General features: G+C 43.7%; 23 protein-coding genes and 1 tRNA gene. 18 read left to right on the top strand and 6 right to left on the bottom strand.

Going from position 1 to position 24,217, the window contains the following annotated elements; translation table 11 throughout:
* Positions 1-53: 53 nt before the first annotated feature.
* Complete coding sequence (locus QM657_RS13395; RefSeq protein ID WP_415067199.1) at positions 54-644, bottom strand: biotin transporter BioY; 591 nt, start codon at positions 642-644, stop codon at positions 54-56.
* A 177-nt stretch (positions 645-821) separates the two neighbouring features.
* Between QM657_RS13395 and QM657_RS13390 the strand changes: the two genes are divergently transcribed.
* On the top strand, positions 822-1,415 hold the full coding sequence (locus QM657_RS13390; protein WP_415067198.1) for a helix-turn-helix domain-containing protein: 594 nt from the start codon (positions 822-824) through the stop codon (positions 1,413-1,415).
* Here the strand turns inward: QM657_RS13390 and QM657_RS13385 are convergent.
* Together QM657_RS13385 and QM657_RS13380 are read right to left on the bottom strand one after the other, a co-directional pair.
* A complete protein-coding gene (locus QM657_RS13385; protein ID WP_415067197.1) occupies positions 1,410-2,561 on the bottom strand; it encodes an MFS transporter in 1,152 nt (383 codons plus the stop codon). The two genes, QM657_RS13390 and QM657_RS13385, sit on opposite strands and share 6 nt — an antisense overlap.
* A gap of 17 nt (positions 2,562-2,578) precedes the next feature.
* Positions 2,579-3,022, bottom strand: coding sequence for a MarR family winged helix-turn-helix transcriptional regulator (locus QM657_RS13380; RefSeq protein WP_415067196.1), 444 nt, complete (start codon positions 3,020-3,022; stop codon positions 2,579-2,581).
* Between the two features lie 226 nt (positions 3,023-3,248).
* On the opposite strand from QM657_RS13380, the gene QM657_RS13375 reads away from it, so the two are divergent.
* Positions 3,249-3,926 (top strand): Crp/Fnr family transcriptional regulator, encoded by a 678-nt coding sequence (locus tag QM657_RS13375; protein WP_415067195.1) that lies wholly within the window; start codon positions 3,249-3,251, stop codon positions 3,924-3,926.
* Between the two features lie 46 nt (positions 3,927-3,972).
* On the opposite strand, the gene QM657_RS13370 is transcribed toward QM657_RS13375, so the two are convergent.
* Both QM657_RS13370 and QM657_RS13365 read right to left on the bottom strand, forming a co-directional pair.
* Positions 3,973-5,673 (bottom strand): FAD-dependent oxidoreductase, encoded by a 1,701-nt coding sequence (locus tag QM657_RS13370; protein ID WP_415067194.1) that lies wholly within the window; start codon positions 5,671-5,673, stop codon positions 3,973-3,975.
* A 26-nt stretch (positions 5,674-5,699) separates the two neighbouring features.
* Positions 5,700-6,020: a rhodanese-like domain-containing protein gene (locus QM657_RS13365; protein WP_415067193.1), complete on the bottom strand. Its 321-nt coding sequence runs from the start codon at positions 6,018-6,020 to the stop codon at positions 5,700-5,702.
* Positions 6,021-6,450: 430 nt separating this feature from the next.
* Here QM657_RS13365 and gdhA point away from each other — a divergent pair, with 430 nt between their 5' ends.
* The 7 genes from gdhA to QM657_RS13330 all read left to right on the top strand — a co-directional run bounded on the left by gdhA (position 6,451) and on the right by QM657_RS13330 (position 13,943).
* The gene (gdhA, locus tag QM657_RS13360) at positions 6,451-7,785 is read left to right on the top strand and encodes an NADP-specific glutamate dehydrogenase (protein ID WP_415067192.1); all 1,335 of its coding nucleotides are present in this window, start codon (positions 6,451-6,453) and stop codon (positions 7,783-7,785) included.
* A 178-nt stretch (positions 7,786-7,963) separates the two neighbouring features.
* Entirely contained in the window at positions 7,964-8,671 is a 708-nt protein-coding gene (locus QM657_RS13355) for a hypothetical protein (protein WP_415067191.1), read from the top strand.
* A 254-nt stretch (positions 8,672-8,925) separates the two neighbouring features.
* Positions 8,926-10,344 (top strand): sodium:solute symporter family protein, encoded by a 1,419-nt coding sequence (locus QM657_RS13350; protein WP_415067190.1) that lies wholly within the window; start codon positions 8,926-8,928, stop codon positions 10,342-10,344.
* A 228-nt stretch (positions 10,345-10,572) separates the two neighbouring features.
* Positions 10,573-11,100, top strand: coding sequence for an RNA polymerase sigma factor (locus QM657_RS13345; RefSeq protein ID WP_415067189.1), 528 nt, complete (start codon positions 10,573-10,575; stop codon positions 11,098-11,100).
* Positions 11,101-11,102: 2 nt separating this feature from the next.
* Positions 11,103-12,713: a LolA family protein gene (locus tag QM657_RS13340; RefSeq protein WP_415067188.1), complete on the top strand. Its 1,611-nt coding sequence runs from the start codon at positions 11,103-11,105 to the stop codon at positions 12,711-12,713.
* Positions 12,714-12,874: 161 nt separating this feature from the next.
* The gene (locus QM657_RS13335) at positions 12,875-13,768 is read left to right on the top strand and encodes a DUF3881 family protein (RefSeq protein WP_415067187.1); all 894 of its coding nucleotides are present in this window, start codon (positions 12,875-12,877) and stop codon (positions 13,766-13,768) included.
* Positions 13,769-13,869: 101 nt separating this feature from the next.
* A tRNA-Arg gene (locus QM657_RS13330) sits at positions 13,870-13,943 on the top strand.
* Between the two features lie 76 nt (positions 13,944-14,019).
* Here QM657_RS13330 and QM657_RS13325 read toward each other — a convergent pair.
* On the bottom strand, positions 14,020-15,093 hold the full coding sequence (locus QM657_RS13325) for a serine hydrolase domain-containing protein (protein WP_415067186.1): 1,074 nt from the start codon (positions 15,091-15,093) through the stop codon (positions 14,020-14,022).
* A 554-nt stretch (positions 15,094-15,647) separates the two neighbouring features.
* Between QM657_RS13325 and QM657_RS13320 the strand changes: the two genes are divergently transcribed.
* From QM657_RS13320 to QM657_RS13280, 9 genes are all read left to right on the top strand, one after another.
* Positions 15,648-17,069: a PTS transporter subunit EIIC gene (locus tag QM657_RS13320; protein ID WP_415067185.1), complete on the top strand. Its 1,422-nt coding sequence runs from the start codon at positions 15,648-15,650 to the stop codon at positions 17,067-17,069.
* Between the two features lie 39 nt (positions 17,070-17,108).
* Positions 17,109-17,942 carry a PRD domain-containing protein gene (locus QM657_RS13315; RefSeq protein ID WP_415067184.1) on the top strand — a complete coding sequence of 278 codons (834 nt, stop codon included), beginning with the start codon at positions 17,109-17,111 and terminating at the stop codon, positions 17,940-17,942.
* Between the two features lie 16 nt (positions 17,943-17,958).
* Positions 17,959-18,789 carry an alpha/beta hydrolase gene (locus QM657_RS13310; RefSeq protein WP_415067183.1) on the top strand — a complete coding sequence of 277 codons (831 nt, stop codon included), beginning with the start codon at positions 17,959-17,961 and terminating at the stop codon, positions 18,787-18,789.
* A gap of 1 nt (position 18,790) precedes the next feature.
* Positions 18,791-19,606: an alpha/beta hydrolase gene (locus QM657_RS13305; RefSeq protein WP_415067182.1), complete on the top strand. Its 816-nt coding sequence runs from the start codon at positions 18,791-18,793 to the stop codon at positions 19,604-19,606.
* Positions 19,607-19,700: 94 nt separating this feature from the next.
* Positions 19,701-20,498, top strand: coding sequence for a ChbG/HpnK family deacetylase (locus tag QM657_RS13300; protein WP_415067181.1), 798 nt, complete (start codon positions 19,701-19,703; stop codon positions 20,496-20,498).
* Positions 20,491-21,321, top strand: a complete 831-nt coding sequence (locus QM657_RS13295) for a Cof-type HAD-IIB family hydrolase (protein WP_415067180.1) — start codon at positions 20,491-20,493, stop codon at positions 21,319-21,321. Before QM657_RS13300 ends, QM657_RS13295 begins: the two co-directional genes overlap by 8 nt.
* 44 nt (positions 21,322-21,365) lie before the next feature.
* Entirely contained in the window at positions 21,366-21,503 is a 138-nt protein-coding gene (locus QM657_RS13290) for a hypothetical protein (RefSeq protein ID WP_415067179.1), read from the top strand.
* A gap of 137 nt (positions 21,504-21,640) precedes the next feature.
* Positions 21,641-23,353, top strand: a complete 1,713-nt coding sequence (locus QM657_RS13285; RefSeq protein ID WP_415067178.1) for a sensor histidine kinase — start codon at positions 21,641-21,643, stop codon at positions 23,351-23,353.
* A gap of 4 nt (positions 23,354-23,357) precedes the next feature.
* Complete coding sequence (locus tag QM657_RS13280) at positions 23,358-24,146, top strand: response regulator transcription factor (RefSeq protein WP_415067177.1); 789 nt, start codon at positions 23,358-23,360, stop codon at positions 24,144-24,146.
* Positions 24,147-24,217: the final 71 nt, after the last annotated feature.

The following is a 24,217-nucleotide window of genomic DNA, read 5'->3' as shown; positions in this document are numbered from 1 at the left end:
AAACGGCGCTTTGAAAGCGCCGGGTGAGAGATACGTATGTATTTCCAGATGAATTACAACTGCCTGGAAAGTATTTTTCGAATGGGCATTCCCACAATAACAGCAATTATGGTGAGAACAATGTCTTTGGGGATGAACATGGTCATGGAATAAGTAAAGACTCCCAGCACAGACATGTTTTCCGCCAGTGCTGCCCACTGCAGGCCGCCGATGGTTTCGTTGACCAGAGTTCCTATAATGGGAAAGGCAAAGGTAAAAAAGGTATTTAAGCTCTTGTTTCCTGTTTTGATTCTGGTTCCGCAGATGAGAGCCATGAGAGGCCAGGACCAGATATATCCGCCCGTAAGGCCTGTAATGGACTTAAGTCCGCCTCCAAAGTTGGCAAAGATAGGAAGTCCTACCGCTCCTAAAAGCACGTAGACCAGGGCGGCCAGGGAGCCAAGCCTCCAGCCTAAAACAGTGCTCACCAAAACCACGCCGAAAATCTGGATGGTGATGGGAACCCCTGTAGGCATGGGAAGGGATATCTGGGAAATAACGGCAAGGATAGCCGCGGACATCCCTGTTAAGGCCAGTTCTTTGGTGGAAATGGAGGACTTAACAGCGGATGAAGTATTTGGATGGGAAGATTGTGCTGTACTCATGATGGTAAACTCCTTTGCAGTAGTATGATTTTCTAGTGGAAATGGTACCATAGGAAAAAACAATTGTCAACTTAAAATATATTAAGGTTAACAATTGGAACATTGACAGAGTTTTGCCTGTTGTGTAGAATAAAAGCCAGATGAAAAGGGAAAGAAAACAGAGAGGAGGGAGAGATTATGGACTGTGTAAAGGTTGGACGTCTGATTTTGCAGTTGAGAAAGGAAAAGGGATTGACCCAGCAGCAGGTTGCGGATCAGCTTCATATCAGCAATAAAACGGTTTCCAAGTGGGAGTGTGGGCTGGGCTGTCCTGATGCAGCCTTGTGGAATGAGCTTTCCGATATACTGGGAGCGGATATTCTGGTGCTTTTGCAGGGAGAATTAAATCCCAACCGGCCTGATATCGGAAAAATTGATAAGGCAAAATTTTATGTATGCCCTGTCTGCGGCAATATTCTGGTCAGCACAGGGGAAGCATCGATTTCCTGCTGCGGAAGGAAGCTGGGCCCTTTGAAGGCTTCTCCTTCTTCAGAGGAACATAAGATCACTGTGAATAAAATAGATATGGAACATTATGTAACCCTGGACCACCCCATGAGAAAGGACCACTACATCGCTTTTGCTGCCTATGTCCACGATGACAGGGTCCTTCTCATTCGGTTATATCCGGAACAGAGCCCGGAATTTTATCTGCCTGGGGGGAAGAGAAAGGGAATTCTGTATGTCTACTGTACCAGCCATGGATTACAGAAATATCCCCTTCGCTTATAGGCTTTTCTTTCTGAATCCAAGGAAATAGAGAATTGCCGCAATCAGGATAAACAGGGAAAAGTAAAAATACATGTTGCTGTAGCCTGCCCTGGAAGCGATCATTCCGCCGATGACAGAGCCAAAGCCGATTCCTCCGTCAAAGCCTGTAAAAAAGGTGGCATTGGCCGCGCCAAGCCGTTCCTTTGGCGCACGGATCACGGCCATGGTCTGAAAGCTGGATTGAAGGGCGCTAAAGCCCAGGCCGTACACAGCGGCGCTTGCCAGAAACATGGGAAGTGTTGCGGACTTTGATAAGAGAATCATAGCCGCGGCAGTTAAAAGAAAGCCGGGGTAAACGATCACAGGAAATCCGAAACGGTCCGTCAGCTTTCCGTAAAGGGGCCTTGAAAGCAGGAGAAACAGGGCATAAACCGTGAAAAACATGCCGATGTTGGAAATGTTTTTTCCTGCGGCGTAAAGGGAGAGAAAGCCGGTTATGGAGCCATAGGTGGAGCTGATGAAAAACATGACAAAAGACGGAAGGGCGGAGGCCTTTTCGTAGGGAGAGGCTTTTAACTTTCCTTCTGTTTTTGCAGCAGGCTTTCTGCTTCTGATGAAAAAAGCCAGCAAAAGGGCGGCAGCTCCAAGGCCGGCGGACCAGCGGGAAAGGGAGATAAATCCTCCGGAGGCCAGCAGACCTAAGCCGATTCCCGGCGCAAGAGCCATGGCAAGGCTGCTGGACAGGCTGAAAAATCCCATGCCTTCCCCAAACCGGGGCTTTGGAATGATATCCGATGCCATGGTGCTGCTGGCCGTTGTGGCCATCCCCCAGCCGATTCCGTGGAGAAAACGGATTCCGATGATCATGCCCACAACAGGAAAATGGGAATAGGCTATGGTCACCAGGATGATGATAATGGCTCCCCCAAAAAATATGCCTTTTCTGCCTATTTTATCGAGGATGATTCCTGAAACAGGGCGGATGATGAGGGAAGCTACCGTAGCGGCGCCTAAAAGCCAGCCAAGGAGAGCGTCGGCCCCTCCTAAAGATTTGGCATAAAGGGGCAGGGTGGGCAAAAGCATCTGGAATCCGCAAAAAAGCAGCAGGTTTACGAGAGAAATGATGATAAAATCTTTTGTCCATAAAGTTTGTCTTTGTTCTTCCATTTGATGTGGTCCTTTCTTCAGACAGCGGGAGACTGTAATTCTGATTTTTCTTCTGATACATTTTTAAGGATTTTGTTGAGAAGGGTTATGGCCTGCTCTGTTTCCTGTTCTGATAAATTTCTTGTGGTAATGGTGACTAATTCCGTAAAGGTATCCCTTATTCTGGGGACGATTTCCCGTCCTTTTTCCGTCAGAAACAGCCGTTCAAAACGGCGGTCTTTTTCATCCTTTTCTTTTTTTATATATCCGTGGTGAATCAACTGCTTCACCGCTTTTGCGGTGGTGGATTTCCCGATGTAAAGATGCTGGCTCAGCTCTTTTTGGGTGATTCCTTCATTTTTGGAAATAACGTAAAAGAAATCGTGCTGGCCGCTCTGGATGGAAATGTCCTTTAGTTTGAAATTCAATATGCTTTGTACGTTTCTGTAAATGGCGGCATTGAGCTTTCCGATATTGTCCACGTATATCACCTCATTTCAAATTAGTTTCCCTTGCAACTATTTAAAATCATATCATTAAATGGTTTCTTTTGCAACTATTTTTCGGAGAGAAAATTAAGGAAAGGAAAATGTGAAAAAGAAGGGTCAGATTGACAATTGAGGAACAGGGCATATATAATAGATATCATGAAGAAATGGGGAATTTAAGCCCTATGAAGCATTGAGATATCGGTATGAGGAGCAGAGAATGGTTAAAAAAGAGGAGTTGGCATTTATACGGTCCCGGCTTGATTTCTGGGATAAGTTGAGTGAACGGGAAGCCGGTTTTCTGGAAAGCAATATTTCTGCGGTGTCCTATAAGAAGGATTACAACCTTCACAGCGCAGGCAGCCAGTGCCAGGGCGTTCTTCTCATCAGGAGCGGCGGGCTTCGGGTTTATATTTTGTCTGAGGATGGGCGCGAGGTCACCTTGTACCGGGTTTCTCCCGGAGAGGTCTGTGTGTTTTCTGCTTCCTGCATTTTAAGCCATATCACCTTTGATGTTCACATTGATGCGGAACAGGATACGGAGGCCTATCTGATTCACATCAGCGCCTTTAGCAGGCTGAGCGATGAAAATGTGTATGTGGAGAATTTTGCATATAAAAATGCCGTTGAACGGTTTTCCGATGTGATGTGGGCTATGGAACAGATTCTTTTTATGAGCTTTGACAAAAGGCTTGCTATCTTTTTATCGGATGAGATGGCTAAGACGAATTCCTCCAGCTTGTACATCACCCAGGAGCAGATCGCCAGGTACATCGGAAGCGCCAGGGAGGTGGTTTCCCGCATGCTGAAGGTGTTTAAAGCGGAAGGGATCATCGAACAGACCAGAGGGGCCATCTGCATCATTGACAAGGATAAATTAAGAGAGCTTACGAAATGAGGAAAAGCCTGTATTCAGAAGATGCAAACTGAATACAGGCTCTTTTTTACATGAAATTATATTCTGTCACAATGGGGTTCCTTCCGCTCACCTTATCATGGTAGTACTCGTAGAAGGAAAGGCCCAGAAAGCTTCCGGCAACATTGACAATGTTTTGAAAACCTAAGTGCTGAAGGGCCAGGGCAGCGTTATAGCTTCTCTGTCCGGTACGGCAGTGCAAATATACGGTCCGGTCTTTGGGAATTTCACCGGTCCGCTCCCTGAGCTGGCTTAAGGGAATGTTAAAGGCTCCTTTGATATGGCCTCTTTCGTACTCATAAGGTTCCCTCACATCGATGATCAGCTCCTGATTTTCCACCAGTTCCCTCACCTTATCTACATTCACCTGTTTAAATTCCTGGTTTAAAAGATTGGAGCCCACGTACCCTGCGTAATTGACAATGTCCTTTGCAGTGGAAAATGTGGGAGCATAACAAAGCTCTAAGTCCTTTAAGTCCTCTAAGGTTCCGCCTGATTTTATGACGGAGGCGATGACATCAATCCGTTTTGTGACATCCCCTCTTCCAATGGCCTGGGCGCCCAGTATTTTTCCCGTGGGAACTTCAAACAGCAGCTTAAAGTGCATGGGAGCTGCCTCAGGCATGATTCCGACCCGGTCTGAAAGGATGATGCGGACGATGTTATAATTGATTTTCATTTGAAGGGCCTGAATCAGGGCCTCATTCAGTCCTGTGGAGGCTCCGTTGTACTCAAATACCTGAATGGCGGAGGAGCCGATATACCCCCTGTTTAAGCTGTTTTTCCCGTGAATGTGATCTGCGGCTGTTCTGGCCTGCTTTAAAGCCGGGCCGGCTAGAGACAGCTTGGAAGGAGAGTGGGTCAGTTCATGGTAAATTTCCACGGCATCGCCTACGGCGTAAATGCTGGGATCGCTGGTCTGATAATGTTTGTTCACTTTGACAGCGCCCGTTTCCCCGATTTCCAGACCGGCTTCCTTTGCAAGCCGGGTTTCCGGGGATACGCCGATTGCCATCACAACAGCGCCTGTTTCTATCTCTTTTCCTGAAGCTAATATCACCTTATTTTCTTCAAAGGAGTCTACCTTGTCTCCTAAGATTAAATTGATACCGTGGTCCATCAGGGTTTTATGAAGAATCTGAACCATGTCATCGTCAAAGGGCCTTAGAATCTGGCTGGCGGCCTCCACCAGAGTGATGGAAAATCCGGCTTTCTGCAGGTTTTCCGCGATTTCAATTCCGATGAAACCGCCTCCGATAACGGCAATATCCTTACCGGGCATCTGCTTCACAAACCGGTTTAACCGGTCGATATCCACCACGTTTCGGACGGTGAATACATTCACCTTTTCAAGCCCCGGAAATTTTGGAACAATGGGAGATGCTCCTGGCGACAGGATCAGTTTGTCATAGGCCTCTTTGTACTCTTCGCCGGAATCTGTTTTCTTTACGGTGACGGTCTTATTTTCCCGGTCAATGGTCATGACCTGGCTGTTAATGCGGGCATCAATGCGGTACTGCTTGAGAAACAGCTTTGGATTCATCAAAACCAGGTCTTCTGCATCGTCTATGATTCCGCTTAAATGGTAAGGGAGAGAGCAGTTTGAAAAGGAGACATGAGGCCCCTTTTCAAACATGATGATCTCGTCTTCTTCGCTGTTTCTTCTGAGCTTTGCTGCGGCTGATGCTCCGCCTGCAACTCCCCCCACAATCAATATTTTCTGTTTCATACAATTCCTCCTGCTGTTGCATAAAGTTACTGTTTCATGGTTCCCCTGTAAGAGTTCATGCCGCCGGCAACGTCAAGGACGTGAAAGCTCTGTTTTGAAAGCTCTTTTACGGCTCTTGCGCTCCGTCCCCCGGACTGGCATATGATGTAGTACGTTTTGTCCCTGGTTAAATATTTTTCCGGTTGGGCGAGTAAATTGCCCATGGGTATATTTTTTGCTGTCTTTATGCTCCCTGTCTGGTATTCGTAGGGCTCCCGGATGTCGATGAACTCTATCTCACCGATCAGGCTATCCATATCCGCCCCGTGGACGGTTTTGTTTTCTGGTCTTTTTAAAAATTCAAACATGTTTTCCTCCCGGATTTTTTAAATTTATTTTAACAGTTAATTGTCTTGTTCTCTGCCATCTATTATAGAGGAACTGGAGAAAATGTCTGTAACTATATCACACAACTGCCAGGCGCAGGGTAAGCGGCGGATTGATGTTTTGAATTTATAATTCTATTTTATTACTTGTGTTTATTAAAATCAATGAATTAATTATATTAATCAGAATATTTTTTTATCAAGGAAAATTTGTATGTATTTTATTTTTGGTGTTCAAAAAATAAAAAATCACAGCGCCTTGACTTTATTAAATTAACTTGTTATAATTTTTTTCAGGTTATGGGAAGGCGAAGGGGCTGGAACTTGAAAAGTTCTAGCCTCTTTTTGCATTTTTTTAAATAACTTTGTATTGTGTAAGTTCATATACAATAATCCAAGGAGGAGAAAAATTATGTCATATGTAGATGAGGTTTATGACAGGGTTGTGAAACAGAACCCAGGAGAGGCAGAATTTCACCAGGCTGTTAAAGAGGTGCTCGATTCTTTGAAGCTGGTCATTGATGCAAATGAAGGAACATACCGTAAGATGGGGCTTTTAGAGCGCCTTGTTGAGCCGGAGAGAATCATTTCCTTTCGTGTACCGTGGGTGGATGACAATGGTCAGGTCCAGGTTAACAAAGGCTTCCGCGTTCAGTTCAACAGCGCTATCGGTCCTTACAAAGGAGGACTGCGTCTTCATCCTTCCGTAAATCAGGGTATTCTGAAATTCTTAGGTTTTGAGCAGGTGTTCAAGAATTCACTGACCGGCCTTCCTATCGGCGGCGGCAAGGGAGGTTCTAATTTTGATCCCAAGGGAAAATCAGATAGAGAAGTTATGGCATTCTGCCAGAGCTTTATGACAGAGCTGTCCAAATACATTGGAGCAGATCAGGACGTTCCGGCCGGTGATATCGGCGTTGGCGCGAGAGAGATCGGTTTTCTGTATGGACAGTATAAGAGACTGACCGGTTTATACGAAGGCGTTCTCACAGGAAAGGGACTTACTTATGGCGGTTCTCTCGTCCGCACCCAGGCTACAGGCTATGGTCTTGTTTATATTCTCGATGAGATGTTAAAGGACAACGGCAAGGAGCTGGCAGGAAAGACCGTAGTCGTATCCGGTTCCGGAAATGTGGCAATCTATGCGACAGAAAAAGTACATCAGTTAGGCGGAAAGGTCGTTGCATTAAGCGATTCCTGCGGCTATATCTATGATAAGGATGGAATTAACCTGGATCTGGTTAAGGAAATCAAAGAAGTGCGCAGAGGACGTATTAAGGAGTATGTGGAAGAGGTTCCGACAGCAGTTTATACAGAGGGAACAGGAATCTGGAGCATTCCCTGTGATGTGGCACTTCCGTGTGCAACTCAAAATGAGCTGAATTTAGAGGATGCCAAAACCTTAAAGGCTAACGGCTGCTTTGCAGTTGCAGAGGGAGCCAACATGCCTTCCACCAGAGAAGCTACCGATTTCTATCTGGAAAATGGAATCCTGTTCATGCCGGGCAAAGCGGCTAATGCAGGCGGCGTAGCTACTTCCGCACTGGAAATGAGCCAGAACAGCCAGAGACTGTCCTGGACCTTTGATGAGGTGGATGAGAGACTTCACAAAATCATGGTTCAGATTTATGCAAAGACAGCTTCTGCAGCAGAGCGTTACGGAGTAAAGGGAAATTATGTGGCAGGCGCCAACATTGCCGGATTTGAAAAGGTAGTGGAAGCGATGACCGCACAGGGAATCGTGTAATAGTATAGAAGAAAGAGATTCAGCCTTTTGTAAAAACAGAGGGCTGGGTCTTTTTTTATGTGTTAAGAAGCGTGTGAAATGGTGTGTCAATGTGATATAATGATTCTGAGTTTATAACGTGGGGCACAAAGACGGAAACGGTGAGAAAAATACCGATGTATGAAAGGGAGGGCCTGGAATGAACCGGAAGATTATAACGTGTTACGATGATTTTTTAACTGCACTGCTGGAAGCGGGATTTTCTATGGGAGGAGGAAACGGCGAGGGTATTTTTTCCCTGATTGACTGGAACTGGAATGAAGAGACGCCTTATGAAACCCCGGTGAAATGGCATACCGGGGACCCTGAAACTGATCCGTGGGAGTGGCGCATGAGGGTGCTTGATGAGCGTGATGACATAGGCTATGGAAAGTTTTTCTTTAAGAAAAGCGGCTATATCACGAAGGAATGGATTCCTTATTTTCTTGCAGCCCGGCGGGGCAATACGGTTTTTGAAGAGGCTTATGAGGAAGGGCTGGTCAGCAGTTATGCCAAACGGATATACGCCGCTGTGGCCGAATATGAAATACTGCCTCTTCATGCCATAAAAGAGCTTGGAGGGTTTGAAAAAGAGGAGAAAAGCCAGTTTGACCGGGCTTTGACAGAGCTGCAAATGAAGATGTATCTGACTATGTGCGGAAGAAAACAGAAGGTTTCCAGCAAGGGTGAGGAATACGGCTGGTCCTCCACGGTGTTTTGTACTACGGAACGGTATTGGGGAGAGGATGTTTTTAAAGAATCCGGTGAGATGGAAAAGGCAGATGCAATTAAAAAGATCACGGAGCAGGTTTATAAGTTAAACCAGGATGCAGAACAGAAAAAGATTATAAAATTTATAAACGGATAATGAGTTATATGACTAAAGCGCATTCCACAGCGAATAAAACCTCAAATAAAAAATTTTGAGGTTTTATTTTTTGAATTTGAAGCATAAAATGAATGTATGGGTTAAAATTGATCAAATAATAAACAAAAATAAATAAAAAATCAATTTTTTATAAAAATTAATTGAAAGTTTTCTGAAAGAGTATTATAATACTCTTACAAATGTAGATTGCAGTATCCCCTGACTGCATAAAACTATTATAAGGAGGAATGAATATGGGAAATATTCAGGTTGTGCCAGTTATAATTTTAATCATCTACATAGGAGTCATGCTCTCCATCGGCTTTTTTGTAAACAGGCTGACCATTAAAACCAGCACTGATTACATGCTCGCGGGGAGAAGGATGGGAGTTCTCATGATTGCATGCTCTCTTTCAGCCAACAATATTGGCGGCGGAAGCACCACAGGAGTGGCGGCCAAGGCCTTTAACGGTTGGGGAATGAGTGCTGCATGGTATGTTCTGGCGGCAGCGGTTGCTATGATTCCACTGTCATTTTTTGCGCCCAGAATCCGAAAGACAATGGCAGTGACCATTCCGGAAGTAGTAAACCGCCGGTTTGGAAACTTTGCAGGGGTTTTTACAGCGGTATTAAATGTTCTTTCTCTGTTTTGCTTAACGGCTTCCCAGATTCTGGCATCAGCTTCTGTTTTAAGCGCGATCACGGGAGTTCCCCTTAATGCAGCGGTTGTTGTGGCAGGCGGAATCATCATCGTGTATACCACCCTGGGCGGAATGCTGGCAGATGCTATCGCAGATATTCTGCAGTTCTTTATTATTTTCTTCGGCTTATTAATATCGGTTCCAATGGTAATCCGTGGTGCAGGCGGATGGCAGGCAGTATCCAATATGCTTCCTGAAGTAGAGCTTGATATGTTTAAAATAGGAATTCCAACCATCCTGGGACTCATCTTCAACTATTTTTGTACCTTCCTTTCCGGTCCTGAGATGGTAAGCCGTTTTTCCAGTGCAGAGGATGAGAAGACTGCTGTGAAGGCGTCGGTTTTATCGGCTGTTTTAATGGGACTTCTGGCCTTTATGCCAACCCTCATCGGTCTGGTGGCTCTGGCTGAAAATCCGGGATTAGACGGCGGTCAGGGAACCACTGCTCTTATGTATGCGGCCTCCATGTACGCGCCTCCTGTTATAACGGGATTGGTTGCAGCAGCCATTGTTGCAGCGACCATGTCCAGCGCGGACTCCAACCTTTTGTGCGCCTCTACCATATTAATAAAGGACATTTATCAGCGCTTCATTAATCCGGAGGTGACGGACCGGCGCCTGATCACCCTCACCAGAGGCAGCAATGTGTTTATCTGTCTCATTTCCATGGGAATTGCCCTGTTTAATATTAACCTGATCACCTTGAACCTGTTTGCATTTGCACTCCGTTCAGCAGGTCCATTTGCAGCTTACGCCCTTGGAATGGTTGTTCCAAAGGCGACGAAGAATGCGGGAATTGTATCCATTATAATAGGTTCTATTGCGGTTGTGATATGGCAGATATGGGGCGGAAATACGGGAGTTCTTCCTATCGTATTCGGCTGTTTCTGGGGAGTTGTTTCCTTCTTCCTCGTAACCAAGGTGGAATCTTCCATGGGCAAGCCGCCGGCACCGTCTGCATTTGGCAGTTGATAAAATATGATTGTATGGATGAGCCGTCACTTTGTGATGGCTCATTTTTTGTGTAAAAAAGAATCTTTCAAATAAATAATCCGCTTCAGGATATAGTATTAAAAAAATAAGATCAGTGCGTAACATTTCACAGGGCACAATCGTCTTTATTATTGTATATGCCAAAATCCGGATTACAATAGCTATTGAAAATGCAGAATGCCATGTTGCAGCAGTATGGAGGCAGGAATGAAAAATAGAGAGAACAACAGGGAAATGATTGAAAAACTATGCAGGGATACCTGGCGGGAGCTGTACGGCTTTATCTATTATAAAGTCCAGAACCGTGAAGAGGCTGAGGATATCACCCAGGAAACCTATGCAAAAGCCATATCTTTTTTAGGCAGGAACGATGTGAATATTCTGGAATGCAAAAAGTATTTAAAATTTATAGCGATGAATATCATCCGCGATCAATGGAGGGCAAAAAAGAGGCGGGGCAGCAGCGTGAATTTAGAGGATGTAAATCCGGAGGCGATTGTGGAGGAGGACTTCTCAGATTCTCTGACGGAAAGGGACCGGATTGAGGAAGCCATGAACCAACTGACTGAAGAACAGCGGACAGTGATTGAATTGCGGATTATCAAGGGCTATACTGTCGCAGAGACCGGGAAACTGATGCAAAAGAAAGAAGGAGCCATCCGCGTTCTTCAACTGCGTGCGGTGAGAGCTCTGGCGAAGATACTGGAAACAGAATATGGTAAGGAGGAAAGATAAAAATGGATGAAAAGAAGCTATCTCAATACATTGACGACTTAAACGCCGGAAAAAAGCCGAAAGAACACAGTAGCGGCTTACGAAAAGAAGACATGGATGACCAGGCTCTCTTTGAAACAGTGAGAAAGGTGAGGCAGCTCCGGGAAGTGGAATATCCTGATGATTTATTTTGTCAGCGACTTATCAATTCTCTGGAAGCAAAAGAAAAGCCGGTCAGGAGCCAAAGAAAGAAATATACGTTGATCAGAGCCGCTTCCGCAGCAGCAATCCTGTTTCTCGTGGCCGCATATTATTTACTCCCCAATAAGACCTCTAATATGGTATATGCAATGGAAAACGCCATGAAGGCGGTCCGGGCTTACCATGGAATCCTGGAGGTGAGTGAAACCAATGAGCTGGGAGAGACCGTCACACAGTCAAAAAGGGAGGTGTGGGCGGATAAGAGCGGCAATTATTATATCAGGCAACTGGAAGGAGTTTCCGAGGAATCCGTAACCGCAAACAACGGAAAGCAGAAGTGGCAGCTTCGTCCGGAGGAGAAAACGGTTTATCTGTTACCGGCATTTCCTGATGATTACCGTTTTACCTTTGAGATTGGAAATGAAATTGAGGATGCCGCAAAGGCCCAGACAGTTGAAGTCATTGGTCAGGAGGCCATCCATGGAAGAGAAGCGACAAAGCTTCAGATCACCCCGGATGGAGGAAGTCCTTACTTTTTATGGGTTGATAACGAGACAGACCTGCCGCTGCAAAAGGTTTCAGCAATGCAGAATGCGATTCAGATTAAGGCAGAGTATACCTCTTTTGAATTGATAAATGAGATTCCCCAGAACCTTTTAGCTTATCAGGTGCCAGACGGTTATAAGGAGGAAGATGCTGATATGGAGCAGACGGTTGCATCCCTTGAGGAAGCCAGGGAACTGGTGGGCTTTATGCCTGAACTTCCCGGTGAGATCGCAGAAGGATATGCGCTGAACCGGATAGCCGTTGAGACGGACCATGAAGCTGTGAAGCTGTATTACTCAGCCGAAGATTCCATGAATTCAATTCTCTTAATCCAGTCCAGAGCAGCAGGAGAGCTTGCGGCCTCTTCCGTGGCAATTCTTGGGTCTGTAAATCAGAATAAGGCGGAAATCATAAATTCAGAGCCGGACCGGTCTATCCGCTGGCAGGAGGATGGAATGGAATACTGTGTACTTGGGACAGCCGCCTTAGAAAACCTGACTGTTTTTGCAAAAGGGCTGTCCGGGGGAGATGTGGTAATACCGGTGAATACGGAGAATACAGAGCAGCCTCAGATTAAAGTGGAGGTTGACTTATCCGCAGAAGAAAATGAGCAAAAGAGTGTGGATGCAGGCCATTCCCCCTGGAAGCTGGACCCGGCTTTTGTGGCACAGGTATTTGCAAGCCTGCAGTTGTCTCCGCAAGGCATTACAGGGGATTATCCCATTGCTTATGAGGATATTGAAATCATTGAAAATAATGGAATTGATGCCATTGCAGAAATAAGGGATGAGAAATCCATTGCGAAATATGTTTATTTAAAGCGCCTTGTCCGCCAGGATGATACCGGCATCTGGACTGTGGTTGGGTATGATACGGATAAAAAGTGAAATGAAAAATTATATTTTTACATTTTCAGATTATAAAAATTTTACTGGAATTCTCCCCATTTATGGTATATAATAAGCGTTAAGACTTGAGGCGGAGTGTTCTTCGCCTTATTGTATTCCTTTTATTTTTTTAACATGATTAGAAAGCAGGTGATGATTTCATGCACAAATTCCTGAGAACGGTTGGCTTTAGTCTTTACCAGAAAGACAGAGACATAGAAAAATTACTGGATAAGCTCTGTGAAGATTTGTCCGGAATAAAGCGAATGCAGATTGACGAGGAATCTAACCTCTGTGAGCTTCGTAAAGAAGTGGCTCCCGGTATGGGGCTCGCTATTTTTGGAGAGATGGATCAGGAAGGACACTTTCAAAGGCATTATTACTACCCATATTTGAAAAGCATTGACATGACTTCAGACGTGTCCTGTTCCATTCAGCGCCATACGGAAAAGGAGACATACGCCGGGCTTTTGGATGAATATAAGGTGGGAATTTCCCTGATTTTTTATATAGATAATTCTTTTGAATGCAGGGAAAGGATCATTGACCACCACCCCATGGATACAAAGGATGTCTGTATGACTGGCCTGGCTATAAACGGAAAGATTCTTTTGCCCATCCAGAAGACGGAAAAGCAGAGGGAGAGGGCCAGAGTGGCTGCAAAGGACCGCAACAATCTTTTGGAGGCGGCGAAAAACGGGGATGAGGATGCCATGGAAACCCTGACGATTGAAGATATTGATTTATATTCTCAGGCTTCCAGAAGAGTGATGAAGGAAGATTTGTATTCCATCATCGATTCCTGTTTCATGCCCTGCGGCGTGGAGTGTGATCAGTATTCCATTATCGGTGAGATCATTAAGATCGATGTGAAGAAGAATCAGGTTACAGAGGAAGAGGTCTATGATTTCACAGTGGAGTGCAGTGACTTGATTTTCCACGTGGGAATTGCAAAGAAGGACCTGGTGGGAACGCCTGAAGTGGGACGCCGGTTTAAGGGGCAGATCTGGATGCAGGGAACCGTGAATTTCAAGGACTCCCTGGAAGAAATATAAGATTTGTCTTGACGAAAAAGGAAATTGTGAATATAATAATAGACGGACTGTGCAGCAGGAGCTGTTGCACAGTCCGTTAAAAAATGCAGATTTATGCGTGGGTTTCTGTAGCTCAGCAGGATAGAGCGTCCGCCTCCTAAGCGGAAGGCCAGCGGTTCGAATCCGCTCAGGAACACGAAATGTATTGCCGAAAACCTTGATTTATAAGGTTTTCGGCTTTTTTTGTGGTAAATTGGAATGAACTGAATACTTTATTTTTCAATTGCAGCAGCAACCTGTTTCAGAAGATTATCCGCCTTATAAACATTTGGCCCCATGCTTACGCGGGCAACGACTAAATCGAGGGAAGGAATTACCGTTAAAATATTAGACTTATGTCCTTTTAAGTGATACATATCTTCCGGCAATCTGTTTGCAGATGATTCAGCGATATTTGTCCAGAATCCCAGTCCGTATCGCGGATTATGAGGTGTTCCCGGAGCTGCCGCTTCTTTAATATAATCCTCCGGAATGATCTGCATATCTTCCCACTGACCGTTATTCAATAACAGATAGCCTAATTTAGCGAAGTCGAGAACGGAAATTGCTAAACCCTGGTCTCCGCAGGTGTATCGGTTACGCCCAAAACCGCCGAATTCTTCCCAATACCAATCTGTGATCCCAATTGGATCGAACAGTTTTTCCTTCGCATATTGTGCCATGGAAACGCCTGCTACTTCCTGAAAAATCATTCCCAGTTGAGAATAACATGGACAACTGTAGTCCCAGGAAGAGCCCGGTTCATAATACAATTTACCGTAATCCGTTCCATCGGTTCCTTTCACTTTGCCCAGCACATAATCAATTTCATTTTCTTCAACAGGAACTTTAAAAATTCCCAAAGCACCATCGTATTCACCCGGAATGCCCGATGACATTGAAAGTAAGTTTCGGATTGTGATTTTCCTTTTTCGCATATCTGCCAAAAGCTCTTCTTTTCCTTCCGGCATAAACTGATAGGCAGGGCTGTCCAATGTGAAATCAGGACTGTTCTTTTTATGGATCAGCATCCCGATCAATAAACTGGTCACCGCCTTTGTACAAGAATAAACCTGTCTGAGAGAATGGGCGCGCATATCATCCGTGTAAAATTCATAAGCCAAATAGCCGTGTCTGATAATTGCTAAGCCATACGAATTGCCCTCATAGGAAAACCGGTGAAGCTTTAAAGCTTTTTCCAGTTTTTCCTGATTAATTCCACAGAGTTCCGATAATTCCCGCTCATTTGCAGGCCTGCGCCATCTGCTTTTATCAGAAGCGGGAGGGAAGTATCTGGTTTCATTCATTAATATCCCTTCTTTCTTATCAATTTAGTGGTACGAATTTAAAAAACCAAAATAAATTATATCCTCATTTTAAGGAAAGTTTTTGAATGTTCTATATGGAAATAAGCGCTCTCAGCAGCACTTTTGAATCACAAAAAACTCTCCAAGAACACAAACCACCCCTTTTTCGGTATGGTAATGCCTCAGAGAGTAACAATCCATTTATCTATTATATTTGTTTCACTATATCATCTTAAATGAAGGTTGTCAAACCATAAAGTTATCAAAAATCACAATTTATTAATTGATTTCTCTTTTTATATGCATAAAACGTGTAGCGATTATCAAAGCGTTTGATGAATGCTGCGTATTTTATCCAAAAAATAATTGTTGACATAGTAAAGAATTGTTGTATAATAAAAGTCAATAAAATAATTTTTTATTAAAACTTGGATTGTAACTTTACGGAAGGCATTACCAAGGCGAGTGGATTTTTTTCATTTGCCTTGGTTTTTTTTATTCTGTAAAGTCATTAAGTCAACGTTACTGATTATTAAAAGAAAAGGAGAAAAGGAATGAGTAAACAAGAACAGTTGAAACAAACGAGTGAACAAATACTTGCCGCTATCGGGGGAAAAGAAAATGTCATTGCGATAACTCATTGCATGACACGGCTTCGCCTTAATTTAAAAGATTTAAGCATACCGAATGATGATGAAATTAAAAATATTTCAGGTGTGCTCGGTGTTGTTCACAGCGGCGGACAGCTTCAGGTTATTATCGGACAAGAGGTAGGTACTGTTTATGAAATGGTATGTGACCTGGGCGGTTTTGAAAAAACAGCATCCGTTGAAGTGAAGGGAGAAAAAGAAAAGCTGACGGTTGGCGGAGTATTGAAGGCCATGATTGATGGTCTTTCCGGAGCAGTAACACCCGTTATTCCGGCCATGCTGATTTCCGGTATTTTCATGATGCTCAACGTGCTCTTAGGACCGCAAATGTTAAATATTGTGAAGCCGGGATCGGATTTAAATGTGCTCTTTTCAATCGTCGGTGATGCAGGATTTTATTTCTTCCCGGTTCTCTTAGCTTATTCGGCTGCGCGTAAGTTTAATGCGAGCATCATCGTATCCATATTCTTAGGGGGAGTTCTCATTCATCCCACATTTGTCGGATTGGCAGCAGAAGGTGTGAAATTTTCTGTTTATGGAATTCCAGCCACTCCTCAGGATTACACACACACATTATTACCGATTGTAATTTCAGTTTGGTGTTTATCTCATGTTGAAAAAGTGGTAAGGAAGATCGTTCCTTCTGTGATTCAGGTGATCGGCGTACCTGTTTTATCCATGGCCATTATGTTACCGCTTTCCATTATTGTTATTGGACCGTTAGGAAATATAATTGGTAACGGTATCAGCGGCGGAATTGTCAGCATGGGTAAGTACGGTGGAATCTTCAATATTTTAGCGATGGCAATTATTGGTGCTTTATGGCAGGTTTTTGTTATGACGGGTATGCATCACGTTTTGGTTGCAGCTTTAATCGTTTCTATTTCTACCAATGGATTTGACAGTTTCGTACTTCCGTCGGCAACAGCTTCTGCCGGTGCGGTTTGGGGAATGGCATTTGGTGCATTTCTGCGGATGAAAAACAAAGAAGAAAAGAGTCTGGCTCTGTCACATTTTGTCACTGCAATTTTAGGCGGTATTACGGAACCGGCTTTGTACGGAATTGCACTTAAATATAAGAGACCATTTATGGGTATGATTATTGGTGGCTTTGCCGGCGGAATGATATACGGTATCTCCCATGCTACCTGCTACTTCCTCATCAATGCGGCAAACTTCATGGCATTAACCACTTTTGTCGGAGGCCCAACGTCTAATATTGTGTTCGGTGTCATTGGTTCCGTGGTGGGATTTGTTCTTTCTGTCATCATTACGTATTTATTTGGATTTGAAAAAGATAGCCCTGCACTTAAAGAGAGTGTATAATTTACACATTCTTTATATAATTTAAGCGAGGTGTGCGATATGAAAGTCATTAAAAAAATTAATAATAATGTCGCATTGTGTCTGGATAGCCAAAATCGGGAGCTGGTCGCCTTTGGAAATGGGATTGGCTTTCCGGCTATCCCTTACGAGGTGAGTCTGGACAAGATTTCCATGACTTTTTACCAGGTTAATTCTCATTATCTGGAATTATTGAACAGTATCCCTGAAGACGTATTTGAGATTGCTTCCCAAGCTGTGATTGTAGCCTTAAAAAATTTAAACAGACAGCTCAATCCAAACCTCGCTTTTAATCTGGCTGATCACATTCATTTTGCTATTATAAGACAAAAAACGTTTAGAGAAATGAAATTTCCATTGTCTTTTGAGTTAGAGACCTTCTATCCAAAGGAAACCGAATTGGCCAAACTTGTCTTGCAGTTAATAAAAAAGCGTTTGAAAATTATTCTGCCTAAAAGCGAGATTTCTTTAATTGCCATGCATTTTGTGAATGCTCAAAATGAATCACAGATAATAGAGGAATCAGATAATGTGGAAACATTAATCGAGGCGATTAAACAGGAAATGGAATCATTTTTAAAGATAAAGATTGATGAGGAATCCATTAACTACAACCGTTTTATTTTGCACGTCAGATATTTTTTAAAGCGGGTAGAAGATAACAATCAGGTTCAGGAAGACAATTCCGCTATTTTGGCTGTTCTAAGAAATGATGTTCCACTGGTATATGATTGTGCCTGCAATATCAGCAAAATAGTTGAAAGCAATGCCGGAATCCCCATATCGGAAAATGAGCTGGTGTATCTTATGATTCACATGAACCGCATTTACCAAAACACATTATTAACCAACTAACTCAAAGGAGGAGATTATGGCCTTAATTGAAGCTCAGATTTATTCGGAAATATTGATGAGTGATGTAAATGTATCGGTTGTTTTGCCGTTACCGTCCATCACCAATTTAGAATATGGCGATGATGTCGCTATTTTAACTGATGAACAAAAGTACCCCACATTATGGCTTTTGCATCCGGGAACGAATAATTATTCCAAATTGGTACGCCGAACCCGGATTGAAAGTTTTTCCCGTGAAAACAGAATTGCGGTGGTGATGATGGATTTGGGGCATAGCTACTGCTGTAATGTTCCCCATCTGGGCAATTATTTTGATTATTACACAGAGGAACTGCCTAAAATCTTAAGAGGCGTTTTTCCGCTTTCTTCCAGGCGGGAAGATAATTTTATCGGAGGAATCTCAATGGGAGGTTTCGGAGCATTTATGGCTGCTGCGAAAAAACCTGAAAACTATGCCGCAGCATTTTCGATTTCCGGTGGATTAGACCTTGAAATCGCTGCAAAACACCATAATGTCCGCCCTTATATGGAACGGGTCATGAATTTGGTGTATGGAGAAAACAGACAGTATTACGATAAACATGAACATGACTTAAGAACCGTGATGGAGGATTTGGTTTCCGGAAAAAAAGAGTATCCGAAGCTTTATGCCTGCTGTGGACTTCAGGATGAGCTCTATGAATCAGGGAAGGCAGTCATCGATTATATGCAGTCAATTGGTCTTCAAGTCGACTATGAAGAGGGACAGGGAAATCATAATTTCGATTATTATGACCCTCAGTTGAAACACATAATTTCAGACTGGTTACCTGTAAAGTCTCATGCATCCAAAGAAGGAGGGGAATAAAATGGCAGTGTTTGAAACAAAGTTCTTTTCTGAATCACTACTTCAGGATGTGACCGTATCTGTTATTTTACCTTTACCCACATCTTCTAATATGGAATTTGGCGATGCGATTCAATATCCTGGCCAGAAGCAAAAATACCAGGTGATCTGGCTGATTCCTACAGGAACTGCGGACCACAGCAAAAACGTAAGAAGCTCCCGCATAGAAGAATACGCTAAAATACATCAGGTGGCTGTAATCACTCCCAACTTGCATAATAGTCTGGGATTTAATCTGCCACACGGAGTGGAATATTTTGATTTCCTGACGAGAGAGTTACCGACTATTATGCGTTCCATCTATCCGATTTCTTCCAGGCGTGAAGACAATTTTATCGGCGGCGCTTCAAACGGAGGATTTACAGGATATATGACTGCTCTGCGCAATCCCCACCAATATGCAGCGGCATTTTCCATCGGGTCATTCCTGGATATCAGAAAATGCAGGGATAATAAACATGCTAAATTCTGGTATGAGAAAGTTTCTGCCTCCCTTTTCGGTGAAAATGATCAATATTACGATCCTCATGTTCATGATACGAAAACTTTAGCAGAGGATTTAGCGGCCAGCGGTAAGGAACAGCCGAAATTCTATTCCGTGCTCGGTTTTGAAGACCCGTATTATCCGGAAGCTGTCGGCCCAACGAAGGAGATCAGTAAAATTTTGAAAGACATGACGGTAATTGAAGAACATGGTTTTCATGACTGGGATTTCTGGGACCCTCAATTGAGAAAAGTGTTGGAATGGTTACCTTTAAAAAGAGGATTTGTAGAGTGAAATATATTTTAAACCAAGATGAATCCTTGCTGGGCTAGTCTTGGTTTTTTTTATGAAGAGTATGATATAATATGGAAAAACAGGAGGGATATTTATGAAGTTATTAATTCAGGGTGATGATTTTGGCTTTACGAAAGGTATAACATATGGAATTAAGGAAGCGATTGAACACGGAATTTTAACTTGCACAGGACTGTTTACGAATATGCCGGCTGCTGAATTAGCGGCACAGATAATTAAAGAACATCCTGAATTCTGTTTTGGAATCGATTTTAATTTGGTTTCGGGTTATCCGGTGAGTGACCCGCAGTCGGTTCCTCACTTAGTGGATTCAAATGGGGAATTTATCCGGTCTGGAATCCGGGTGAAAGATCCTCTTTATGCGGCGGAAGAGGGAAGAAGAACACTGTTTCCGGAAGAAGAAATGAGAAGGGAAGTTCGTGCTCAATATGAGAAATATATCTCTTTGACGGGAAAACAACCGTCTTATTTCCACCCCCATTCCATTATGCCGGAAACATACATGGAAGCGATTCGCCAATTATCGAGAGAGACGGGAATTCCTTTTTCTATGGATTTATGGGAAAATTCACAGGTCAGAAGCAATTTAAAATTTATATCTATGAACAAGAAAGAATTTAATCCATCGGATCAGTTAAATAAAAATACAGTCCAGGACTTTTTAGATCATGAGCAGTATTATCTGGAAGGAGAGATTGCCGTATATGCCTGTCATCCGGGTTATCTCGATGCAGAATTATTGGGGTTATCCTCTCTTTCCCTGGAGAGAATTAAGGATTTGGAATTTGTATTATCGCCGCAAATGAAAGAATGGATTAAGAATCATGAAGTACAATTGATTTCATACCATGATTGGAGAGACAATGCTTAAACGTATTAAACTGGTTATTTGCGATATTGATGGTACTTTAATCGATGATCAGCGTGTGATAAGTGAAAGAACGTGTGACGTCATCAGACAGTTACATGGACAGGGGATTTACTTTGGAATAGCATCGGGCAGACCAATCGATGAATTAAAGCGGTATGCAGGGGAATGGAATCTGGATTTTGAGTTCGATGTGATAATCGGCTCTAACGGAGCAGAGTTATATGATGGAATTCAGAACGTGAAAAATGAGTATTTTAAACTCAGGAAGGAATGGATTAAAGAAATACTCGAATTAATGAGCCCTTTTGAGAGCAATCCAATCATTTATATCGATGGTCAGATTTTAGTGAAGAAGTTGGATGACCTGGTGGAGAAATCGAAGCGTTCCAGCCAGAAACCGGCCAAAGTAGCTGCCAGTATGGAAGATTTTTATAAAGCTGAAAATGCTAAGATCATGTTCCGGGTCAAAGAAGACATTATGCCGGATATCGAAGCGTACTTGCAAGACCATCCCTCTGATTATTATAAGGGTACGAAGACACAAACGACGATGATGGAATTCATGGATAAGAGAGTTTCCAAGGGATACGCCCTGGAACAGTTCAGCCAGCAGGCGGGTATTCCTTTAAGCGAAATTGTTGCGTTTGGGGATATGAGCAATGATATTGATTTGCTTTCTAAGAGCGGCTGGGGGGTGTGTATGGCCAATGGCAGTGAAGACGTGAAGGCCATTGCTTCAGATATCACGGAATATACCAATAATGAGGACGGATTCGCCCGTTATTGTGAATCGAAGATATTCAGTGGAAAGGGATCGAAGTAAAATGATTCCTGTATTCTGTCAAACTGACCGAACACGCGAAACGGATGGAAGCCAGACTGGTGAATCTATCTGGTTTTGATGCGGACAAGAAGATGATCCTGTGGGGATTTCCTCCCCTTTTACGAATGGACCCTCATGAGCTGGATTTTCCGCCTGACTTATGGGGGTTCATTCAGGCTTAACCAGACCAGGCCGATTTTTATTGAAAAACCTTGGAACACCTCTTATAATAGAACTATTAATAAAAAATGAGTCATCAACCATTCTTTATTGTCAAAATACATAAAGTCAGACTTGATGAAACAGGGGAGAGAAAACCATGGGAATAGTTTTACACCCTTCCGATAAAAACAAAGTCCCGGAAGAGGGACGGTTTCAGAAAAATTTACAAAAATCCGTAACCAGGAAGATTGTGCTGCTTTTGATGATCAGCGCTTTCTTTTTTTGGGCAGGGCAGTACACCATTAATCTGATGGAAAATGAACTGAACGGGAAGGCCCATCTAGAGCGGCTGGAAGAAACATTTTTTGATCTTGACACTCAAAACCGGGAGTTTTTATTGAATGACCGGGTCAATGATGTGGTGAGGAGAATGCTTTCTCAGGAGGATTCCGGCGTTTCCGATGAATTTAAGAATGTTTTCCGCCAGTTTAATGAGGAGTGCATCGTTCGCAATGAGGTTATGATTGTCGATAAAGGGGGGAATATGGCCTTTACCTCTTTTGGTGAGAACCGGATTTCTTCCTATCTGCTGAACTATAACAATGCGATCTGCTATAACGCAAGAAATTTAAATGAGGGAGAAATTTACCGCGCCGTTTACTATGACAGAGGAAATTATGCCGACTCCCTTTTTGTGAAACCGATTTTTGAAGAAGGGAGCATTCAAGGGTATGTGACCTTATTTCTCTCCGGCAGCGAATGGAACTTCTACCTTTCCAAAAGCAATTTTGACGGTGTTATCACGGATATGCGGCAGAATGTCATGTATATAAGCAAGCCGGGAATGGCGGATAACAACAATAAGTTTTATGGCGTGGCCCATGGAATATGGGAAAGCAAAGGGGACCGGTATTGGAGTGTTTCAAAAGAGCTGCCTCAGTACTCAGCCGTAATCTATTCCCTGGTCCACTATCCCAGGAATCAGACGGTATACATCGGGCTTTTGGTGCTCTTTCTGGTGGGGATATGCTGGTATGTGGTTGCAGGCTGGATGTCCAGAACCATGGCCGAAAACAATGCCGCTTCCATCGAAAATCTGGTGAAAGAAATCCGCATCATCCGCAAAGGCGATTACAAGCACAGGATTCAGCTTGGAACAGAGGATGAGTTTGGGGAAGTCGGGCATCAGGTGAACCGTATGCTGGATAACATACACAACTTAAATGAACGCAACACCGAGCTTCTCACCCTCAACAGCCGCATTGAGATGGAGCAGCTCACCCAGCAGATGAACCCTCACTTTCTTTATAATACCTTGGAGATCATCCGGAATCTGGTCATATTTGATGCGCCAAAGGCGGAGGAGCTGATCGTGAAGCTGACGGAGGTTTTGCGCTACAGCGTGAATACCACCAGAAAAGAAATGACCCTGGAAGAAGATATGCAGTTTATTGATGCTTATTTAGAAATCCAGAACTGCCGCTTCGGTGACCGCTTCCGCTGCGAAATTCATATGGAACCGGAATGCAGCCAGTGTATTGTGCCGAAAATGCTGCTTCAGCCCATGATTGAAAACAGCATCAAATACGGTTTTCAAAAGAAAATGGAGTTAAATATCCAAATCCAGGGATACATGGATGGGCATACCTTAGTCATCCATGTCTTAGATGACGGGCTGGGCATGGACCCTCAGAGGGCAAAGGAGCTTGAGCGGCAGTTAAAGGAGCACGACAACAGCTCTTCTTCCATCGGGCTTTGCAACTTATCCCGCAGGCTTTACCTCCAATACGGAGAAAACAGCGGAATTTTAATCAAAAACAGAGAAGGTACCGGGTTTGAAGTAACGGTTCGGATTGAACAGAAGGGGTGAAGGCATGTACCGTGTTTTAATCGCAGAGGATGAGGATATCATCAGAAAGGGGCTGATGTATTCGGTAAACTGGGCAGAACTGGACTGCACCATAGTCGGAGAGGCCCGCAACGGCATCGAGGGAGTGGAGCTGATTGAAAAGATGAGACCGGATATCCTGATCGTGGACATCAATATGCCTGTCATGGACGGAATCGAAATGATCCGGCAGACGTGTGAGGAATACAGCTATTCCGCCATTATTCTGTCAGGGTATTCTAATTTTGAGTACGCCAAAAGCGCCATCCACTACGGGGTGACGGATTACCTCTTAAAGCCCTTAAAACGGGAGGAGCTGGTAAAGGCAATTGAAAATGCCAAGGAAAAGCGTTGGATTTATCAGACCTGGCTGGCCCAGCAGGAGGAGGCAGAGGAGCTTAAAAAGGTGAGGCTGGTTTCCAGAACCGAGGAGAACGGGGAAAATGATGAGATCGTAAAAGAACTGCTGAAATTCATCGAAGAGCATTATCAGGAAAAGATCGGCTGGCAGGATGTGGTGGGGGCCATGAATTACAGCGAAACGTTTTTGAACCGGAAATTCAAAACCCAGATGGGGACCACGTTTATCGAATATTTAAACCGTTTCCGCATTCAAAAGGCGGTGGAGCTTTTGAACCAGGGAAGTGTGGCCATTCAGGAGGTTTCCTGGATGTGCGGCATCGGGGATTACAAATATTTTAATATGGTGTTCAAGAAATACATTGGGTGCAGCCCCAAGGAGTATTCCTGGAAAGTGAAAGAGCAGCGGAAATAAAAGCTGCTTTTTTTCTTGGGAGAGAAAAGCGTTTGGTATTTTTTCCATTAAGACTGTATTTTGGGTAGAAA

Origin of the sequence: Lacrimispora sp. (assembly GCF_047605665.1) — a bacterium.
In the GTDB taxonomy this organism is placed as follows: Bacteria; Bacillota; Clostridia; order Lachnospirales; family Lachnospiraceae; genus Lacrimispora.
Note: the sequence above shows the minus strand (reverse complement) of the source record. Positions and strands in the feature narration are given on the sequence as shown.